General features: G+C 61.8%; 16 protein-coding genes. 8 read left to right on the top strand and 8 right to left on the bottom strand.

What is annotated here, in order from left to right; genetic code table 11:
• Nucleotides 1-94: 94 nt before the first annotated feature.
• The 4 genes from BT125_RS26235 to BT125_RS26220 all read right to left on the bottom strand — a co-directional run bounded on the left by BT125_RS26235 (nt 95) and on the right by BT125_RS26220 (nt 4,957).
• Entirely contained in the window at nt 95-499 is a 405-nt protein-coding gene (locus BT125_RS26235) for an META domain-containing protein (RefSeq protein ID WP_072411833.1), read from the bottom strand.
• On the bottom strand, nt 499-933 hold the full coding sequence (locus tag BT125_RS26230; protein WP_072411831.1) for a hypothetical protein: 435 nt from the start codon (nt 931-933) through the stop codon (nt 499-501). Before BT125_RS26230 ends, BT125_RS26235 begins: the two co-directional genes overlap by 1 nt.
• Nucleotides 934-1,139: 206 nt before the next feature.
• Complete coding sequence (locus tag BT125_RS26225) at nt 1,140-2,129, bottom strand: 2-hydroxyacid dehydrogenase (RefSeq protein ID WP_072411829.1); 990 nt, start codon at nt 2,127-2,129, stop codon at nt 1,140-1,142.
• Between the two features lie 77 nt (nt 2,130-2,206).
• Complete coding sequence (locus BT125_RS26220; protein WP_072411827.1) at nt 2,207-4,957, bottom strand: response regulator; 2,751 nt, start codon at nt 4,955-4,957, stop codon at nt 2,207-2,209.
• A 302-nt stretch (nt 4,958-5,259) separates the two neighbouring features.
• Here BT125_RS26220 and cysM point away from each other — a divergent pair, with 302 nt between their 5' ends.
• From cysM to BT125_RS26195, 5 genes are all read left to right on the top strand, one after another.
• Nucleotides 5,260-6,162, top strand: a complete 903-nt coding sequence (gene cysM / locus BT125_RS26215) for a cysteine synthase CysM (RefSeq protein ID WP_072411825.1) — start codon at nt 5,260-5,262, stop codon at nt 6,160-6,162.
• Complete coding sequence (gene rlmD / locus BT125_RS26210; RefSeq protein WP_072411823.1) at nt 6,162-7,532, top strand: 23S rRNA (uracil(1939)-C(5))-methyltransferase RlmD; 1,371 nt, start codon at nt 6,162-6,164, stop codon at nt 7,530-7,532. Before cysM ends, rlmD begins: the two co-directional genes overlap by 1 nt.
• Nucleotides 7,533-7,633: 101 nt before the next feature.
• Nucleotides 7,634-9,880, top strand: a complete 2,247-nt coding sequence (gene relA, locus BT125_RS26205) for a GTP diphosphokinase (RefSeq protein ID WP_014339754.1) — start codon at nt 7,634-7,636, stop codon at nt 9,878-9,880.
• Nucleotides 9,881-10,010: 130 nt separating this feature from the next.
• Complete coding sequence (gene mazG, locus BT125_RS26200) at nt 10,011-10,844, top strand: nucleoside triphosphate pyrophosphohydrolase (RefSeq protein ID WP_072411821.1); 834 nt, start codon at nt 10,011-10,013, stop codon at nt 10,842-10,844.
• Nucleotides 10,845-10,870: 26 nt separating this feature from the next.
• On the top strand, nt 10,871-11,410 hold the full coding sequence (locus BT125_RS26195) for a DUF2058 domain-containing protein (protein ID WP_053124301.1): 540 nt from the start codon (nt 10,871-10,873) through the stop codon (nt 11,408-11,410).
• A 138-nt stretch (nt 11,411-11,548) separates the two neighbouring features.
• Here BT125_RS26195 and BT125_RS26190 read toward each other — a convergent pair whose 3' ends face one another.
• Nucleotides 11,549-11,743, bottom strand: coding sequence for a hypothetical protein (locus tag BT125_RS26190; protein WP_025215049.1), 195 nt, complete (start codon nt 11,741-11,743; stop codon nt 11,549-11,551).
• Nucleotides 11,744-12,240: 497 nt separating this feature from the next.
• On the opposite strand from BT125_RS26190, the gene BT125_RS29250 reads away from it, so the two are divergent.
• Entirely contained in the window at nt 12,241-12,726 is a 486-nt protein-coding gene (locus tag BT125_RS29250) for a hypothetical protein (RefSeq protein WP_139271805.1), read from the top strand.
• A 245-nt stretch (nt 12,727-12,971) separates the two neighbouring features.
• Here BT125_RS29250 and BT125_RS26185 read toward each other — a convergent pair whose 3' ends face one another.
• The 3 genes from BT125_RS26185 to purM are packed head-to-tail and all read right to left on the bottom strand — an operon-like array spanning nt 12,972 to nt 15,402.
• Nucleotides 12,972-13,685: a DUF3108 domain-containing protein gene (locus BT125_RS26185; protein WP_060741064.1), complete on the bottom strand. Its 714-nt coding sequence runs from the start codon at nt 13,683-13,685 to the stop codon at nt 12,972-12,974.
• A gap of 8 nt (nt 13,686-13,693) precedes the next feature.
• Complete coding sequence (gene purN / locus BT125_RS26180) at nt 13,694-14,344, bottom strand: phosphoribosylglycinamide formyltransferase (RefSeq protein ID WP_060741065.1); 651 nt, start codon at nt 14,342-14,344, stop codon at nt 13,694-13,696.
• Complete coding sequence (gene purM, locus BT125_RS26175; RefSeq protein WP_072411819.1) at nt 14,344-15,402, bottom strand: phosphoribosylformylglycinamidine cyclo-ligase; 1,059 nt, start codon at nt 15,400-15,402, stop codon at nt 14,344-14,346. The genes purN and purM overlap by 1 nt, the downstream gene beginning before the upstream one ends.
• A 365-nt stretch (nt 15,403-15,767) precedes the next feature.
• Between purM and BT125_RS26170 the strand changes: the two genes are divergently transcribed.
• Nucleotides 15,768-16,826 carry a DUF2066 domain-containing protein gene (locus tag BT125_RS26170; protein ID WP_072411817.1) on the top strand — a complete coding sequence of 353 codons (1,059 nt, stop codon included), beginning with the start codon at nt 15,768-15,770 and terminating at the stop codon, nt 16,824-16,826.
• Between the two features lie 32 nt (nt 16,827-16,858).
• A complete protein-coding gene (locus tag BT125_RS26165) occupies nt 16,859-17,932 on the top strand; it encodes an AI-2E family transporter (protein ID WP_072411815.1) in 1,074 nt (357 codons plus the stop codon).
• Nucleotides 17,933-18,039: the final 107 nt, after the last annotated feature.

The raw sequence follows: 18,039 nt of genomic DNA, 5'->3' as shown, positions 1-18,039 counted from the left end.
GGGGGCCGCTTCGCAGCCCAGCGGGAGCAAGCTCCCTCGCCACAGGGTTAACCATGTCCCTGGTCCAACCAGGTGTGTCTGGAGGGCTCAGGCCTCAGCCCTCTTCCAGCCACCACCGCAGCGGCTTGCCCTGGGCCGGCCAGAAGCGCATCTGCTCGATGGGCGAGATGTCCCAGCGTTCGACCTTTTCCAGGGCCTGCAGGAAGCGCGCCTCCTGCTCCATCAGCGCCGGGGCGCAGAGCTTGCGGGTGCTGCCGATCTTGCCGAAGCTCAAGCGATGGCCTTCCAGGGTGTAGGGCGCGAACCAGTGGTTGCAGCCGCCGTTGCCGTAGGCCCGGCCGTCATCACCAAGGGTGATGGTCAGGTGGCTGTAGTCCATCAATGGCCGCTCGCCGATCCATTCCAGGATATAGCTGCGGTTGTGTTGCAACTGCACAGGTTCCGCGGCACACCCCATCAGGCTCATGCCGATCGACGCGGACAGGGCCAAACGTTTCATCAGGCGGCTTCCTGGCATGTCGGGCACAGGTGTTTTTCACCCGCAGTGGTCCAGCCCAGCTCGGCGATCCGTGCGCTGGCGGCCGGTTTCTCGGCCTTGACGCCGAGTTTGGCATCGACGGCGAACTCGAAGCTCAGTGCCTTGGCGCAAGCGTCGCAGTTGACCTGCCAGGTATGGATCGCCAGTTCGCCGAACACCGGGCCGGTGGTCATGGCGGTCCACTGACCCATGGGTTTGAGCAGGTGCCGCACGGTGTCCACCGTCAGGCGCATGGACAAATCCTTGCTGCCCTTGAGCGTGACGAGCAGTACATCGTTGGCCTGGATCGAACCGCCATTGCCAGTGACCTGGTAGCGGCCCGGCGCCAGGGCGCGGACTTCGGTCAGGGTGTGCTGCGGGTTCATCAGGGTGTAGCGAAAATCGTGTTCGGCCATGGGTCCTCCAAATAGGCGCGACATGCTAGCACGGGGCATGGCTTGGGATGGTCCGGATGCCGGTCAACCTGGGATCTGGCCGACGAAACTCCCTTCTGTGGGAGCGGGCTTGCTCGCGAAGGCGGTGTGTCAGTACCACATTCATAAACTGACACACCGCCTTCGCGAGCAAGCCCGCTCCCACAGGGGTCTGTTTGCGAGAAGGTTTAGCGGTCAACCAGGTTTTTCGGCGTGCCGGCCGCCCAGGCCGCGATGTTGTCCAGGGTGGTCATGGCAATCGCCGCCAGGGCTTCATGGGTGAGGAAGGCCTGGTGGGCGGTGATCACCACGTTGGGGAAGGTCAGCAGGCGTGCCAGCACATCGTCTTGCAAGGGCTGGTCGGAGCGGTCCTTGAAGAACAGTTCGGCCTCTTCTTCATAGACATCCAACCCCAAATAGCCCAATTGGCCGCTCTTCAGCGCCTCGATCAGGGCCGGTGTATCCACCAGGCCGCCGCGTCCGGTGTTGATCAACATGGCGCCGCGTTGCATCGACGCCAGGGAGCGGGCGTTGATCAGGTGGCGGCTCTGTTCGTTCAGCGGGCAGTGCAGGCTGATGATCTGCGCCTGCGCCAGCAGTTCATCCAGAGCCAGATAGCGCGCACCCAAGGCTTGCACCTGAGGATTGGGGGACGGGTCGTAAGCCAGTAGCTGACAGCCGAAACCGGCCATGATCCGCGCGAACGTCGCGCCGATCTGCCCGGTACCGATCACGCCGACGGTCTTGCCCACCAGGTCGAACCCCGTCAACCCATGGAGGCTGAAATTGCCATCCCGGGTGCGGTTGTAGGCGCGGTGCAGGCAGCGATTGAGGGCCATGATCAACGCTACGGCATGCTCGGCCACGGCGTGGGGTGAGTACGCCGGTACCCGGACGATGCTCAAGCCCAGGCGCTTGGCGGCGGGCAGGTCGACGTGGTTGTAGCCGGCCGAGCGCAGGGCGATCAGCCGCGTGCCGCCCGCGGCCAGTCGTTCCAGCACCGGGGCGCTCAGGTCATCGTTGATGAACGCGCAGACCACTTCATGCCGTTCGGCCAGGGCCACGGTGTCCAGGTTCAGGCGGGCGGGCTGGAACTGCAACTCGAGGCCGGCGGGCGCCGGGGCTTTGATGAAACTGTCACGGTCGTAGGTCTGGCTGCTGAAAAGAATCGCGCGCATGGGGCCTCCTGGCAAAAAAATAAACCTGTAGGAGCGTGGATTTTCAGCGATTCCGATTTCCAGGGTATTGCCCTGGATCAGGCGCTGATACGCGCCTCGCTGGCCAGGCGGTTGATAGCGCGCTCCAGTTCTTCCAGGGCGACGGCAGCCTTGGGGTCCTGTTGCTTGAGCAGGGTTTCGCTGCGCTGGCAGGCCGCCCGTAATTGCGGTACGCCGCAGTAGCGGGTGGCGCCGTGCAGGCGGTGGACCCGTTCGATCAGGGCGTTTTGATCGTTGGCCTCGCTGGCCTGGCGGATCGCTTCACGGTCGGCTTCCAGGGACGCGAGCAGCATCGCCAGCATGTCCGCTGCCAGATCGGCCTTGCCAGCGGCCAGGCGCAAGCCTTCTTCATGATCGAGCACCAGCAGTTCGCTGCCACCCTGGGCATCGCTGTTGCGCTCCGGCGACTGGTTGCGCAGGGCCAGGCCGGTCCATTTGAGCACCACCTGGGCCAGTTGCCGTTCGCTGATGGGCTTGGTCAGGTAGTCGTCCATGCCGCTTTGCAGCAGGGCGCGTTTTTCGTTGGCCATGGCGTGGGCGGTGAGGGCGACGATGGGCAGCGGTGTGCAGTGCCGCTCGCTTTCCCACTGGCGGATCGCCTCGGTGCTCTGGCGACCGTCCATGCCGGGCATCTGCACGTCCATCAACACCAGGTCGAAGGTTTCCTTCTGCACGGCCTTGACCGCCGCGTAGCCGCTTTCCACCGCCAGCACCTTGGCGCCCATGTCTTCGAGCAGGGTCTGCACCAGCAGCAGGTTGGCCGGGTTGTCGTCCACGCACAGCACTTTCGGGGCACGGCTGGAAACCGGTTCACTGGGTTCGCTGCGGGTCGGGCGCGGGTTGACCAGGTCGGACAGCGCGCGGCGCAACTTGCGGGTGCAGGCCGGCTTGGCCTGCAACTGACTGTGGGGGTTGGGCACCGAGAGGTGGTACAGGGTCTGTTCGGTAGTGGGGCACAGCACGAGCACTTTGCAGCCCAAGTGCTCAAGGTCCCAGATGTGCTGGTTGAGGCGCTCCGGCGGCATGTCGTTACTGGTGATGCCCAGCACGGCCAGATCGATCGCCTGGTCGGTCTGGTGGGCGACGGTGATGCCGTTGGTCAGGCTCTCCAGGGTGTTGAACGGCGTCACTTGCAGGCCGCAGTCTTCGAGCTGGTGCTGCAAGGCCTGGCGGGCCAGTTCATGGTTCTCCAGCACCGCTACGCGTCGGCCCAGCAACGGCGGGCCCGGCAGGTCTTCGGCATCGTCGCGGGTCTTGGGCAGGCGCAGGCTGATCCAGAACTCCGAGCCTTCGCCCGGTGTGCTGTCGACGCCGATCTCGCCGCCCATCTGCTCCACCAGGCGCTTGGAGATCACCAGGCCCAGGCCGGTGCCACCCGGTTGCCGGGACAGCGAGTTGTCAGCCTGGCTGAATGCCTGGAACAGCGCCCGCACGTCCTGGTTGGACAGGCCGATACCGGTGTCCTGGATGCTGATGCGCAACTGCACGCTGTCTTCGTGCTCGTCTTCGAGCATGGCCCGGGCGACGATGGTGCCCTCGCGGGTGAACTTGATGGCGTTGCTCACCAGGTTGGTGAGAATCTGCTTGAGGCGCAGCGGATCGCCCACCAGCGACAGCGGCGTGTCCCGGTAGACCAGACTCACCAGTTCCAGCTGCTTGGCGTGGGCGGCCGGGGCGAGGATGGTCAGGGTGTCTTGCAGCAGGTCCCGCAGGTTGAACGGAATGCTGTCGAGCACCAGTTTGCCGGCCTCGATCTTCGAAAAGTCGAGGATCTCGTTGATGATCCCCAGCAGGCTGTCGGCGGATTTCTCGATGGTGCCCAGGTAATCGAGCTGGCGCGGGGTCAGCTCGCTTTTTTGCAACAGGTGGGTAAAGCCGAGAATGCCGTTGAGCGGTGTGCGGATCTCATGGCTCATGTTCGCCAGGAACTCGGACTTGATCCGGCTCGCTTCCAGGGCTTCCTTGCGAGCCAGGTCCAGCTCGATGTTCTGGATCTCGATGGTTTCCAGGTTCTGGCGCACGTCTTCGGTGGCCTGGTCGATGCTGTGCTGCAATTCTTCCTGGGCGTTCTGCAAGGTACTGGCCATGCGATTGATGCCCGAGGCCAGCTCATCCAGTTCCTGGCTGCCCAGCGGTGGCAGGCGGGTTTCCAGGTGACCGTCCTTGAGTTGCGCCACGGCTTGCTTGATCTGGCTCAGCGGGCGGTTGATCGTGCGGCCCATGCGCAGGGCCAGCAGCGCTGTCAGGCACAGGCCGGCGGCGATCAGCAGCAGGCTGGCGAACAGGCTGCGATAGCCGCGCAGCAACATACCGCTGTGGGACAGCTCCAGCTCGACCCAGCCCAGCAGGCGGTCGGCTTCTTCGGGAATCAGTTCGCCCGCCAGGTTGCGGTGTTTGCCGAATACCGGCAGCAGGTAGCGCGTGGCGTCGTTGCCGGTGCGTTGCAGCAGCTGTGCACTGTTGCCCTCCGGTGCCCGGTTGAGCATGGTCGGGCCGGCGTGGGCCAGCGGCGCGCGGTCGGGGGCGAGGAAAGTCACGGCGCGTACGTCCGCTTGCTCGAGGGACTGGGTCGCGATGCGCTCCAGCAGATCGGTGTCCTGGCGGCTCATGGCCGGGGCGACCAATGGGGCCAGTTGCTCGGCGATCATCTCGCCACGTTGCAGCAACTGGGCGTGCAGGTCCGATTGCTGCATCCAGGTGAAATAACCGCCCAGGACCAGCGCCATCAGGCTGGTCGGCAACAGGGTCAGCAACAGCACGCGGCCTTTGATTCCCAGTTTCTTGAGCACACTTATCTCCTGCATCCAGCGGTCTGATTGAGCTGTGCGCGCATCCGGCACGCACCACCTGCGCAGTGTAGCGATTTGCGGGCGGGCGATCTTCGTAAATTCGTGTCTGCCGTGCATTCGTGGCGCTGGGCAATTGCCCACGGCGATAAATGGTGGTGGCGTCTGGAGTCAATTTCGCGATGACCGGTAGCATTGCGCTCGGCTTATTCCCATAAGCCATAACCACCACACTTTGCGTGATATGGCCGCGCCAGGTTTGCCGGTATGATAGGCGCCCCCGCAGTCCGGATTGCGAATACGCCATGACTTTGCAGTACCCCACCATCGCCGATTGCGTCGGCAACACCCCGCTGGTCCGCTTGCAGCGCTTGCCCGGCGAGACCACTAATACGCTTTTGCTCAAGCTCGAAGGGAATAACCCGGCGGGTTCGGTCAAGGACCGGCCGGCGCTGTCGATGATCACCCGTGGCGAGTTGCGCGGGCAGATCCAGCCTGGCGATACGCTGATCGAGGCGACTTCCGGCAACACCGGTATTGCCTTGGCGATGGCGGCGGCGATCAAGGGCTACAAGATGATCCTGATCATGCCCGACAACTCCAGTGCCGAGCGCAAGGCGGCGATGACGGCCTATGGCGCCGAGTTGATCCTGGTGACCCAGGAGCAGGGCATGGAAGGTGCCCGGGACCTGGCCGAGCGCATGCAGGCCGAGGGGCGTGGCAAGGTGTTGGATCAGTTCGCCAACGGCGACAATCCCGAGGCCCACTACACCACCACTGGCCCTGAGATCTGGCGCCAGACCGGCGGCACGATCACCCATTTCGTCAGTTCGATGGGCACCACCGGCACCATCATGGGCACCTCGCGCTACCTGAAAGAACAGAACCCGAACGTGCAGATCATCGGCCTGCAACCGATGGAAGGCTCGGCCATTCCCGGCATCCGCCGCTGGCCCGAAGAGTACCTGCCGAAGATCTACCAGGCCGACCGCGTGGACCGCATCATCGACATGGCCCAGAGCGAAGCCGAGGACGTGACCCGTCGCCTGGCGCGTGAGGAGGGCATCTTCTGCGGCGTGTCGTCGGGCGGTGCCGTGGCCGGGATGCTGCGCCTGTCGAAGGAAGTGGAAAATGCGGTGATCGTGGCGATCATCTGCGACCGTGGCGACCGTTACCTGTCGACCGGCATTTTCGACGCGCCCAACTGATGGCCAAACATGAAAGAGGCTTGCGCTTCCAGCCCAGCGGCGGAAGCCGGGCCCCGCAAGTGCCCACCGGTAAAAAGCAGCGCCTGACCATCGAACGCCTGGCCAACGATGGCCGGGGCATTGCCTTTGTCGACGGGCGGACCTGGTTTGTCATCGGCGCCCTGGCCGGCGAAGAGGTCGAGGCGCGGGTGCTCGGTGCCCACGGCAAAGTGGTCGAGGCACGTACCGAGCGGGTGTTCCTGTCCAGTGACCTGCGTCGCGCAGCGCCGTGTATCCATGCCGGTCGTTGCGGCGGTTGCAGCGTCCAACATTTGCCCCATGACGAACAACTCGCCCTGAAACAGCGCATGCTCGCCGAGCAGCTGTCGCGGGTGGCTGGGGTCGAGCCGGATGAATGGGCCGCGCCATTGAGCGGGCCTGAGTTCGGTTATCGGCGTCGCGCCCGCGTGGCGGTGCGCTGGGATCAGAAGGCGAAAAAACTCGAAGTGGGATTCCGTGCTGTCGGCAGCCAGGACATCGTCGCCATTGGCGATTGTCCGGTGCTGGTACAGCCCTTGCAGTCGATCATGAATCGCCTGCCGGAGATGCTTCGACGCCTGGGCAAACCCCAGGCCCTGGGCCATGTGGAATTGTTCGCCGGCTCGTCCCTTGCGGTATTGCTGCGCCACATGGCGCCGCTGTCGGAAGCCGACCTGACCATTCTCAAGGATTTCTGCGCGTTTCATGAGGCCCAGTTGTGGTTGCACGGTGAAGGTGAGCCGCAACCGGTCGAACCCGGACAGGCCCTGGGCTTTCGCCTGGATGCCTGGGACCTTGAGCTGGCGTACCGGCCCGGGGATTTCATCCAGGTGAACGCCGGGGTCAACGAGGCGATGATCGCCCAGGCCCTGCGATGGCTGGCGCCGCGTTCCGAGGAGCGGGTGCTGGACCTGTTCTGCGGCCTGGGCAATTTTGCCTTGCCGCTGGCCAAAAGCGTGCGCCAAGTGGTGGCCGTGGAAGGCGTGCAAACCATGGTGGACCGTGCGGCGGCCAATGCCGTCAGCAACAATTTGAATAACACTGCCTTTTTTCAGGCCGATTTATCCCAGCCTCTGGCGGATGCCGAATGGATCGGCGAAGGCTTTTCTGCGGTACTCTTGGACCCACCCCGTGACGGTGCTTTCGAGGTGGTGCGCAAGCTGTCGTCCCTGGGGGCCAAACGGTTGGTTTATGTATCGTGCAACCCGGCAACTTTGGCCCGGGATACGGTCGAACTGATCAAGCAGGGCTACCGGTTAAAACGTGCCGGGATTCTCGATATGTTTCCTCAAACGGCGCATGTCGAGGCCATGGCGTTATTTGAAGCGAGCCAGGATGGCTTGTCCGACTGACCCGTTCGTGCCAACCCGCCACAGCCCTGGGCGGAAACACGGGCAGCGAAGGTCAGCGAAGTTGACGCATTGAATCTGCGTCGTAGGGAAGGTAAGTAAAGATGGTACAGGTGAGAGCACACCAGCCGATCAACACCGACGGCAGTATCAATCTCGAGGCTTGGCTCGATCATGCGGTCAGCGTCGACATGGCACTGGATCGCGAAGCCTTGAAGGCCGCCTGCGAGTTCGCTCGCGAGGCGGAGCAGCAACACAACGCGGCGAAGAACCTGTGGTCCGAAGGCACCTCGAGTTTCCAGACGGGCCTGGAGATCGCCGAAATTCTCGCTGACCTCAAGCTCGACCAGGACTCCCTGGTGGCGGCGGTGCTGTACCGCGGCGTGCGCGAAGGGCAGATCCAGCTACCGGTGGTCAGCCAGCGCTTCGGCACCGTGGTGGCCAAGCTGATCGACGGCGTGCTGCGCATGGCCGCTATCAGCGCCAGCCTCAGCCCGCGCCAATCCATGGTGTTGGGCACCCAGGGCCAGGTGGAAAACCTGCGCAAGATGCTGGTGGCGATGGTCGACGACGTGCGCGTCGCGCTGATCAAGCTGGCCGAGCGCACCTGCGCGATCCGCGCCGTGAAGTCCGCCGATGACGAAAAGCGCAATCGCGTCGCCCGGGAGGTGTTCGACATCTACGCACCCCTGGCCCATCGTCTTGGCATCGGTCACATCAAGTGGGAGCTGGAGGACCTGTCCTTCCGTTACCTGGAGCCCGACCAATACAAGCAGATCGCCAAGCTGTTGCATGAGCGGCGCCTGGATCGCGAGCGCTTCATCACCGATGTGATGACCCAGTTACGTGAAGAGTTGCAGGCCACCGGCGTGGAAGCCGACATCAGTGGCCGGGCCAAGCACATCTACTCGATCTGGCGAAAAATGCAGCGCAAGGGCCTGGAATTCAGCCAGATCTACGACGTTCGCGCCGTTCGTGTGCTGGTCCCGGAAATGCGCGATTGCTACACCGCGCTGGGGATCGTCCACACCTTGTGGCGGCACATTCCGAAGGAGTTCGACGACTACATCGCCAACCCCAAGGAAAACGGCTATCGCTCGTTGCACACCGCGGTGATCGGCCCCGAGGGCAAGGTGCTGGAAGTGCAGATCCGCACCCATGCCATGCACGAGGAAGCCGAGCTGGGGGTTTGTGCCCACTGGAAATACAAGGGCACCGACGTCAAGTCCGGGTCCAACCACTACGAAGAGAAAATCTCCTGGCTGCGCCAGGTGCTCGAGTGGCATGAGGAACTGGGTGACATCGGCGGCCTGGCCGAACAACTGCGCGTCGACATCGAACCGGACCGGGTCTATATCTTCACCCCCGACGGCCACGCGATTGATCTGCCCAAGGGCGCGACACCGCTGGACTTCGCCTACCGGGTCCACACCGAGATCGGTCATAACTGCCGTGGCGCCAAGATCAACGGCCGGATCGTGCCGCTCAACTACAGCCTGCAGACCGGTGAGCAGGTCGAAATCATCACCAGCAAGCACGGTACGCCGAGCCGCGACTGGCTGAACCCGAACCTGGGCTACATCACCACATCCCGGGCGCGGGCAAAAATCGTCCACTGGTTCAAGCTGCAGGCCCGCGACCAGAACGTCGCTGCCGGCAAGACCCTGCTCGAGCGTGAACTCGGGCGCCTGGGGCTGCCGCAGGTGGACTTCGACAAGCTGGCCGAAAAAGCCAACATGAAAACCGCCGAGGACATGTTCGCCGCCCTCGGTGCCGGCGATCTGCGCCTGGCGCAGTTGGTCAACCTGGCTCAGCAACTGGTGGAGCCGGAGCGTGGCAACGAGCAACTGGAGCTGATCCCGCGCAAGGCCACCGGCTACAAACCGGGCAAGCGCGGCGATATCCAGATCCAGGGCGTGGGCAACCTGATGACCCAGATGGCCGGCTGCTGCCAGCCATTGCCGGGGGATGCGATCGTCGGCTACATCACCCAGGGCCGCGGCGTGAGCATTCACCGCCAGGACTGTGCCTCGGTGCTGCAACTGGCCGGTCGCGAGCCGGAGCGGATTATCCAGGTCAGTTGGGGCCCGGTGCCGGTGCTCACCTACCCGGTGGACATCGTCATCCGCGCCTACGACCGCTCCGGTCTGTTGCGTGACGTGTCCCAGGTATTGCTGAACGAGCGGATCAACGTGCTGGCGGTCAATACCCGTTCGAACAAGGAAGACAACACCGCGCTGATGTCCCTGACCATCGAGATTCCGGGGCTGGATGCGCTGGGGCGGTTGCTGGGGCGGATCTCCCAGTTGCCGAACATCATCGAGACCCGGCGTAACCGGACGCCAGGTTAAGCGCAGCCCAAAAAATGTGGGAGCGAGCTCGCTCGCGATAGCGGTTTGTCAGTGGCAGAGATGTTAACTGGTGTTCCGCCATCGCGAGCAAGCTCGCTCCCACAGGGCTTTTTTGTGATGGGATGGATTGATGTACAGCCTCGAAGACCTGCTCCACCTGATGAACCGCCTGCGGGACCCGCAGTACGGCTGCCCGTGGGACATCAAGCAAACCTACGCCACCATCGTTCCTCATACGCTTGAAGAAGCTTACGAGGTGGCCGATGCGATCGAGCGCGGCGATTTCGATCACTTGCAGGGCGAGTTGGGCGACCTGTTGTTCCAGGTGGTGTATTACAGCCAGTTGGCCCGGGAAGAAAACCGCTTCGAATTCGCCGGCGTGGTCGACAGCATCACCCGCAAGCTGATCCGTCGTCATCCCCATGTGTTTCCTACCGGTGACCTTTATGCCCCGGTGGACATTCCTCGCCTGAGTGAAGAACAGGTCAAGCATCGCTGGGAAGAGATCAAGGCAGAGGAACGGGCCGAGAAAGCCTCGGCGCCCGAACAGTTGTCGTTGCTCGACGATGTGCCGGGTGCGCTGCCGGCGTTGTCCCGTTCGGCGAAATTGCAAAAGCGTGCGGGGCAGGTCGGTTTCGACTGGCCAGGTCCGTTGCCGGTGCTCGACAAGGTCCGGGAGGAGCTGGACGAAGTCCTCGAAGCCATGGCTGATAATGATCCGGTGGCTATCAGCGACGAGATCGGCGACCTGCTGTTCAGCGTGGTAAACCTGGCCCGGCACCTGAAAGTCGACCCGGAAACCGCCCTGCGTGGCGCCAACGGGAAATTCGAACGACGCTTCCGATTTATCGAACAGGCATTGCGCGACACCCACCGTCCCATGGAAGATTGCACCCTCGAAGAGTTGGACGCCTTGTGGGGCGAAGCCAAACGTCAGGAAAAGAATTTGCCCAGCTGTGGCTGAGGCCGTTGCCTAAGTGAGTAAGCACCATGAGCCTTTCCCTTCGCGACCAGTTGCTCAAAGCAGGGCTGGTCAACCAAAAGCAGGCCAAGCAGGTCGGCAAAGAGAAACAGAAGCAGCAGCGCCTGGCCCACAAAGGCCAGATCGAACTGGATGATTCCCAGCAGCGTGCCGCCCAGGAAGCCATGGCCGAAAAGGTCAAGCGCGACCAGGAACTCAACCGGCAGCAGCAGGAAAAGGTCGAGCAGAAGGCCCGTGCCGCGCAGATCAAGCAATTGATCGAAGTCTCGCGCCTGCCGAAGCTGACCACTGAGGATTATTACAACTTCGTCGACGACAAGAAGGTCAAGCGCATCTCGGTCAATACGCTGATGCGCAACAAGCTGAGCAGTGGCTCCCTGGCGATCGTCCACCATGCCGGCGGCTACGAAGTGATCCCGCGCGAAGCGGCCCTGAAGATCCAGGAACGCGACCCCAAGCGCATCGTCCAGCTCAACACCCAGACCGAAGAAGTGGATGCCGATGATCCGTACGCGGCGTATCAGATTCCTGATGATTTGATGTGGTAAGAGCGGCGCAATGTCGTTGAGCTGAAACACAAACCCTGTGGGAGCGAGCTTGCTCGCGATGGCGTCATATCAGTCAATGTCTCTTTCACTGATATACCGCTATCGCGAGCAAGCTCGCTCCCACAGGGGTTTTGTTGTTCAGGATTCTGCCATTTCACGCGAGCGCAGTCGTTCCTCACGCTCCAGCTCAGCCTTGTAGCTATGGGCGTCCGTTTCGGAGTGGAACATGCCCACCAGCAGATCCTGTTGATGCACGTCCCAGATCCGGATACCGGCGGCAATGCCTTCGTGGGACATATGGGCGTCGTCGCGTTCAGTTACTTTCACAGTCATCTTGCAAGCTCCAATCTCTGTTATCTGCAGCAAGGCGTGTGCAGGCCTTTGTTATAGATTTGGATAGCCTGCTAAGTAAATGCTCCGGTTCGTTAAGAAGTTTTCATGGAAAGCGCAACAATCCTGCAGGCCAGGCGGTGCGCGGCATTCGGTCGCAGGGGGTGTTCATGAAAAATGTTTCATGTTGGCGCGGCATGCGCCCAGTGAAGCAGCGCTCCTTGTGGGCGCGAGCCTGCTCGCGAAGAGGCCATCGCAGTCAGCGACTATTTTCAGCGAGGCAGAGCAAGCCCAAGCAATCGCGCGACCGGCCAGACTCGATAAATCACACGTCAAAAAATCATGCACACCTGTCAACTTTGGCAGTTACCTCATTCTTGAAAACCTTGTTTACTTTTATTGGCGTGGAACGGCGGGACGGTTTGGCCGATGCTGGCAGTCGCTTGTTCTAGCTTAAACAGGCATGGCTGCTCATGGCGGGGTGGCAATTAGAGGGTCGTATGATGAATCTTTACAGACTGCTGTTCGTTGGATTTTTGGTTATATCCGGCTGCGCAAGTGTTGATTCCTCAATGCAGGCAGATATGCCAAAAGGATCAATTAAACTATCTGCAAACGTAGATGGGAGTGGTAAGTCATGTATCTTGGGTATTAAAGAGACGACTGGTTGGCAAGACTTTGAATTAGGCGATACTAATTGTTCGAACGATGAGGCGCGGTACTTTGCACTTGATAATGTACCTTCGGCCACGCAAATACGGTTTGATGGAATACCTTGTAAAAGCGACCGTAACCAGTGGAGTTTTAAAATAAAAACAATCGTGCAGCCTACTACTACTCGCCGGATAAATCTCAGGGAACTGCAGACGGCTGTCTTAGGCTCAATTGTGGTTCGGGGGGTTATGTATATAGAGAATAATAGGCCTGGTGAATATAATGACGGAAAATTGAGTTGCGTTAAGGTTTTGCGTTCTGCGTTGCCTTGAGTTGGATTAACTGCTATCAGCTTTAAGCAGGGCGTGCGGCGCTTATGTTCTATGTGTATCGATTACGTTGTAAGTTCTGTATGTTTGCCTTTAATGTTCCCGTCGGCGGGAGAGCTTTGATGAGTCCATGATCAGCATCATCGTTAACTGATATACCGCCATCGCGAGCAGGGATTGGTGTTATGTTTGAATCACGGGCAAAAAGAAGCCCCGCATTGGCGGGGCTACTTTTTTGCAGGTGTCGATCAGCTACCTTTCACTGCCTTGCCGTTGACCGTACCGTCCTGGAGCATGATGTTGTATTCCTTGCCGTCAGTCTCGACCTGTTGCAGGCGCACCAGCAGGTAGTCCCAGTCCTTGGCGAACCAGAGCACGGTGATGCGTTTGCTTTGCGTTGGGTCGCGTACGCGCTCGACCTTGATCGCATCGATCTGTCCGGCCTTGGTGTCGACCTTCTCCGAGCCCAGGACACGGAAGTCATAGGTATCGACTTCGCCATCATCCACGACCTGATAGCTCATGCTTTTCTTGCCGGCCGCCACGTCATGCTGCAGGGCCAACTGGTACGTGGATTTATCGACCATGCCACGGTTGAGTGGCAGCTTGACCGCGTCACCGCGATCGGTGCCGGTGACCATCTTGGTGTTCCAGTCGAAGTCCAGGTCGGCCTTCTTGGCCTTGCCCAGGCCACCCCGTTCGAAGTGGTAGGACTGTGGCAGCAGGGTGTCCTTGTCCAGGGTCAGGGTGCTTTCTTCGGTCAGGCTGGCGATCATCATCGAAGCCTTGAAGCTCAGCTTCCAGGTGCCGTTGGCCTCCTTGGTCAGGTTACGCTCGGCGGTGCCGCTCATGGGCAACTGTTTCCAGTCGGCGGTGTAACTGGCGGAGAACGGTTGAAGTTCTGCGGCCTGTGCCAGGGGCAAGGCAAGCAGAGCGCAAGCGAAGAGCAGGGCGCGACGCATAAAATCTCCTAGTATCGAATCAAATGGCCGCTGGCGGCGAGTAACTGGCCGTCCAGTGAGGCACCGCGATCGTCGAGGGTCAGCCTTCCTTCGGCAAACCAACGCACGGCCATCGGGTAGATCTGGTGCTCGCGGGCGTGAACCCGTTGCGCCAGGCTTTGCGGCGTGTCGTGCAACTCTACCGGTATTACTGCCTGTACGACCAGTGGTCCGCCATCGAGTTCCTCGGTGACGAAGTGCACGGAGCAGCCGTGCTCCGTGTCTCCGGCCTCCAGCGCGCGCTGGTGAGTATGTAACCCTTTGTATTTGGGCAGCAGCGAGGGATGGATATTGAACAGGCGGCCCTGGTAGTGACGCACGAAGCCAGCGCTGAGGATGCGCATGAAGCCAGCGAGCACGACCAGTTGCGGATTGAAGGTGTCGATCTGTTCGATCAGCGCGGCGTCGAAGGCTTCGCGGCCCTCGAACGCCTTGTGATCCAGGACGCGGGTGTCGATGCCCGCGTCCCTGGCACGTTGCAGGCCGTAGGCATCGGCGCGGTTGGAAATCACCGCGCGGATACGGACCGGGCTGTCGCCGGTCCGCGTGCTGTCGATCAAAGCCTGCAAGTTACTGCCGGTGCCGGACAGCAGCACCACCACGTCACAGGTTGCGGACATCAGTGTGCCTTAAGGTTTTTCAGCTCGACCTGTGCGGCGCCTTCGGCCGCGGTGGCGATCTGGCCGATGACCCAAGGCTGTTCGCCGGCTTCACGCAGGACGTTCAGGGCAGTCTCGACGTGCTCCTGGGCCACGCAAATGACCATGCCCACGCCGCAGTTCAGCACGCGGTGCATTTCGGTTTCATCGACATTGCCTTTCTCTTGCAGCCAGTCGAATACCGCCGGGCGGGTCCAGCTCGCCACGTCGACCACGGCCTGGGCGCCTTTTGGCAGCACGCGCGGGATGTTGTCCAGCAGGCCACCACCGGTGATGTGGGCCATGGCCTTGACGGCACCGGTGTCCTTGATCAGCTTGAGCAGCGGCTTGACGTAGATGCGGGTCGGGGCCATCAGCAGGTCGGCCAGTGGCTTGCCGTCGAGCTGGGTGTTTTCAATGTTGGCACCCGAGACTTCGATGATCTTGCGGATCAGTGAGTAGCCGTTGGAATGCGGGCCGGAGGATGGCAGGGCGAGCAGGGCATCGCCGGCAGCGACTTTCGAACCATCGATGATTTCGGCTTTTTCCACGACGCCGACGCAGAAGCCGGCCAAGTCGTAGTCTTCGCCTTCGTACATGCCTGGCATTTCGGCGGTTTCGCCGCCGACCAGGGAGCAGCCGGCCAGTTCGCAGCCGGCGCCGATGCCGGTCACGACCTGGGCGGCGGTGTCGACGTTCAGTTTGCCGGTGGCGTAGTAGTCAAGGAAGAACAGCGGCTCGGCACCGCACACCACCAGGTCGTTCACGCACATGGCCACCAGGTCGATGCCGATGCTGTCATGCTTGTTCAGGTTCAGGGCCAGGCGCAGCTTGGTGCCGACGCCGTCGGTGCCCGAGACCAGGACCGGTTGCTTGTAGCCGGCCGGGATCTCGCAGAGGGCGCCGAAACCGCCCAGGCCGCCCATGACTTCCGGGCGCGCGGTGCGCTTGGCGACGCTCTTGATGCGTTCGACCAATGCTTCACCGGCGTCGATGTCTACACCGGCGTCCTTGTAGCTCAGGGAGGGTTGCTTGCTCATGATCCAGGCCTTTAGGGGGGATTTCTGGGTAACGACCGACCGCCAGGGCCATTGAATAACCGTTGTACGAATTATTCCGGGAGCCCAGCCATTGCCGGTCTGCGAAGGCGCGCGATTTTATCAGGCTTGAGGGGCAGCGGCCATCCTCGCGCCGACGGGCAGGGACATATCCGCAGAAAAAAACCGATATTTCTTATATTGGTACTGCGCAACGCCTCTGTATAAGGTGTAGCGGTAACCGGTTATGGTGATGACCGTGCGAAACTTCCACCGGGCATGTGAATGTTTTGCCGGGTGCTGTGGTCTCAGCCATGCTCAATCTTCTTCACACGGCCTGTTCCAGCCGTTATGTCCGGGAATCTTCCATGCGTTTGTTCAAATTCTTGTCCGTGGGCTGCTTGTCGCTGATCAGCCTGGCGAGCCATGCCGAAACCGTCAATGGCCTCTATCAAGTGCTCGAACCGGTTACCAGCCAGACGCCGGAGGAGCGTAACCAGGCGACGTTGCGCGCCCTGGATACGCTGGTGCTGCGCCTGACCGGCGATGCCAAGGCGGCCCAGAATCCCGGGTTGGCGGCGATCCGCCAGGATCCGCAACAGATCATTCTTCAATATGGCTACGACGCCGGCCCGCCGGAAAGCCTCAAGGTGGATTTCGACCCGGCGAGTACCGACCGGGCATTGCGCTCGGCAGGCTTGTCGCTCTGGAGCGCGAACCGGCCATCGATCCTGGGCTGGTGGCTGAACGATTCGGCCGAGGGCTCCAGTCTGGTGGGCGATGGCCAAGCCAGCGCCGCGCCGCTGCGGCGTGCCGCGCAGCATCGGGGCCTGGCTTTGCACCTGCCGCTGGCGGATCTGAGCGAGCAGATCGTCGCCACCGCGCCGAACCTGGAAGGCAGCGATCCAGCGCCTTTGCGCGATGCCTCGGAGCGCTACGCGACGGACGCCTTGCTGGCGGTTCATGCCAAGGAAGAGGGTGGGCAGTGGCACGGCACCTGGCGCCTGTGGTTGGGGGACCAGCGTGAGCAGGGTACTGCCCAGGGCGCCGATCCTGCGGCCTTGGCCGATGCGGTCATGCTCGCGGTGAGCCAGCGCCTGGCGCCGCGCTTCGTCGCCAAGCCGGGTGTGGCCACAGAACAACTGCTGGAAGTGCAGGGCATGAACCTGGAGCGTTACGCGGCGCTGGGGCGTTTGCTCGAACCGTTCGCTGGGCAGTTGCAGCGGGTCGAAGGGGACCGGATCGTCTATCGGGTCAACGGCAGCGCCGAACAATTGAAGGCTCAGTTGGCCCTGGCAAAACTGCAGGAGGTGCCAGCCGGTGAGGCCATCGCGCCGGTGCCGGTCGCGCCGCCCGCCGCCGATGGCTCGGCCCCGGTTGCAGCGCCTGCGCCAGCACCGGCCGCCAATTTGCGGTTCCGCTGGTAGGTTGTCTTTCTTTATATAGCTAGGAGTGGTTCATGGGCGATACGCGGCGTTGGTTTTGGTTGGGTGGGGTTGCCCTGCTGTTCGCCCTTATCTATTTGCTGCATCCGATCCTCACACCGTTCCTGGTCGCGCTGCTGTTGGCCTATCTGTTCGATCCGGTGGTGGATCGCCTGGAAAAACTCGGCCTGTCGCGTACCTGGGGCGTGGTGGCGGTGTTTGCGCTATTCACACTGATTGTGAGCGCCCTGTTACTGGTGCTGATACCGATGCTCGCCAAGCAACTGTTGCGCCTGTATGAATTGGCGCCGCAGATGCTCGATTGGTTGCAGCACAGCGCGATGCCGTGGGTGCAGTCGAAATTGGGCTTGGCCGACGGTTTCTGGAAGTTCGACAAGGTCAAGGCCGCCATCAGCGAGCACATGGGGCAGACGACCGACATCGTTGGCGTGGTGTTGAGCCAGGCCACGGCCTCGGGCCTGGCGTTGATCGGCTGGCTGGCGAACCTGGTGCTGATCCCGGTGGTGGCTTTCTATCTGCTGCGGGACTGGGACCTGATGATGGCCAAGATCCGCAGCCTGCTGCCGCGTCAGCGCGAAGAACGCATCATGACCCTGACCGGCGAATGCCATGAAGTGTTGGGGGCGTTCGTGCGCGGGCAGTTGCTGGTGATGGTGGCCCTGGGCTTCATCTACGCGGCCGGCTTGATGCTGGTGGGGCTGGAGCTGGGGCTGTTGATCGGCTTGATCGCCGGGCTGGCGGCCATCGTGCCGTACATGGGCTTTGTGATTGGTATCGGTGCGGCGTTGATCGCCGGGTTGTTCCAGTTCGGCGGCGACTTGTACCCGATGGTCGGCATCGTGGCGGTGTTCATGGTCGGGCAGGCCCTGGAGGGCATGGTGCTGACGCCGCTGTTGGTGGGCGACCGCATTGGCCTGCATCCCGTGGCGGTGATCTTTGCGATTCTGGCCGGTGGCGAATTGTTCGGTTTCACCGGCATCCTGCTGGCGCTGCCGGTGGCGGCGGTGATCATGGTGCTGGTGCGGCATATGCACGATTTGTACAAGGATTCTGACATTTATAGCGGCGCTGAAGACCCCGATCTGTAGGGCGAATGACCGGCCAGGTGTCAGGGAAACTGACACTCCGCGCCCTTGTCGCTGCAAACCTTTGATTTTGCTCGTGGTCCGGCGCATTGTGCGGTCCGCGCCACGGG

It is taken from the genome of Pseudomonas sp. NFACC04-2 (genome assembly GCF_900119265.1).
Lineage (GTDB): Bacteria > Pseudomonadota > Gammaproteobacteria > Pseudomonadales > Pseudomonadaceae > Aquipseudomonas > Aquipseudomonas fluorescens_AA.
Note: the sequence above shows the minus strand (reverse complement) of the source record. Positions and strands in the feature narration are given on the sequence as shown.

What these genes read in the sequence shown, in the direction of transcription:
- BT125_RS26165 (WP_072411815.1), top strand. Translation starts at nt 16,859, where the DNA reads ATGGGCGATACGCGGCGTTGGTTTTGGTTGGGTGGGGTTGCCCTGCTG.
- BT125_RS26230 (WP_072411831.1), bottom strand. Translation starts at nt 933, where the DNA reads ATGGCCGAACACGATTTTCGCTACACCCTGATGAACCCGCAGCACACC.
- relA (WP_014339754.1), top strand. Translation starts at nt 7,634, where the DNA reads ATGGTACAGGTGAGAGCACACCAGCCGATCAACACCGACGGCAGTATC.
- purM (WP_072411819.1), bottom strand. Translation starts at nt 15,402, where the DNA reads ATGAGCAAGCAACCCTCCCTGAGCTACAAGGACGCCGGTGTAGACATC.
- BT125_RS26195 (WP_053124301.1), top strand. Translation starts at nt 10,871, where the DNA reads ATGAGCCTTTCCCTTCGCGACCAGTTGCTCAAAGCAGGGCTGGTCAAC.
- BT125_RS26170 (WP_072411817.1), top strand. Translation starts at nt 15,768, where the DNA reads ATGCGTTTGTTCAAATTCTTGTCCGTGGGCTGCTTGTCGCTGATCAGC.
- BT125_RS29250 (WP_139271805.1), top strand. Translation starts at nt 12,241, where the DNA reads ATGATGAATCTTTACAGACTGCTGTTCGTTGGATTTTTGGTTATATCC.
- cysM (WP_072411825.1), top strand. Translation starts at nt 5,260, where the DNA reads ATGACTTTGCAGTACCCCACCATCGCCGATTGCGTCGGCAACACCCCG.
- BT125_RS26225 (WP_072411829.1), bottom strand. Translation starts at nt 2,129, where the DNA reads ATGCGCGCGATTCTTTTCAGCAGCCAGACCTACGACCGTGACAGTTTC.
- purN (WP_060741065.1), bottom strand. Translation starts at nt 14,344, where the DNA reads ATGTCCGCAACCTGTGACGTGGTGGTGCTGCTGTCCGGCACCGGCAGT.
- BT125_RS26185 (WP_060741064.1), bottom strand. Translation starts at nt 13,685, where the DNA reads ATGCGTCGCGCCCTGCTCTTCGCTTGCGCTCTGCTTGCCTTGCCCCTG.
- BT125_RS26190 (WP_025215049.1), bottom strand. Translation starts at nt 11,743, where the DNA reads ATGACTGTGAAAGTAACTGAACGCGACGACGCCCATATGTCCCACGAA.
- BT125_RS26235 (WP_072411833.1), bottom strand. Translation starts at nt 499, where the DNA reads ATGAAACGTTTGGCCCTGTCCGCGTCGATCGGCATGAGCCTGATGGGG.
- mazG (WP_072411821.1), top strand. Translation starts at nt 10,011, where the DNA reads ATGTACAGCCTCGAAGACCTGCTCCACCTGATGAACCGCCTGCGGGAC.
- rlmD (WP_072411823.1), top strand. Translation starts at nt 6,162, where the DNA reads ATGGCCAAACATGAAAGAGGCTTGCGCTTCCAGCCCAGCGGCGGAAGC.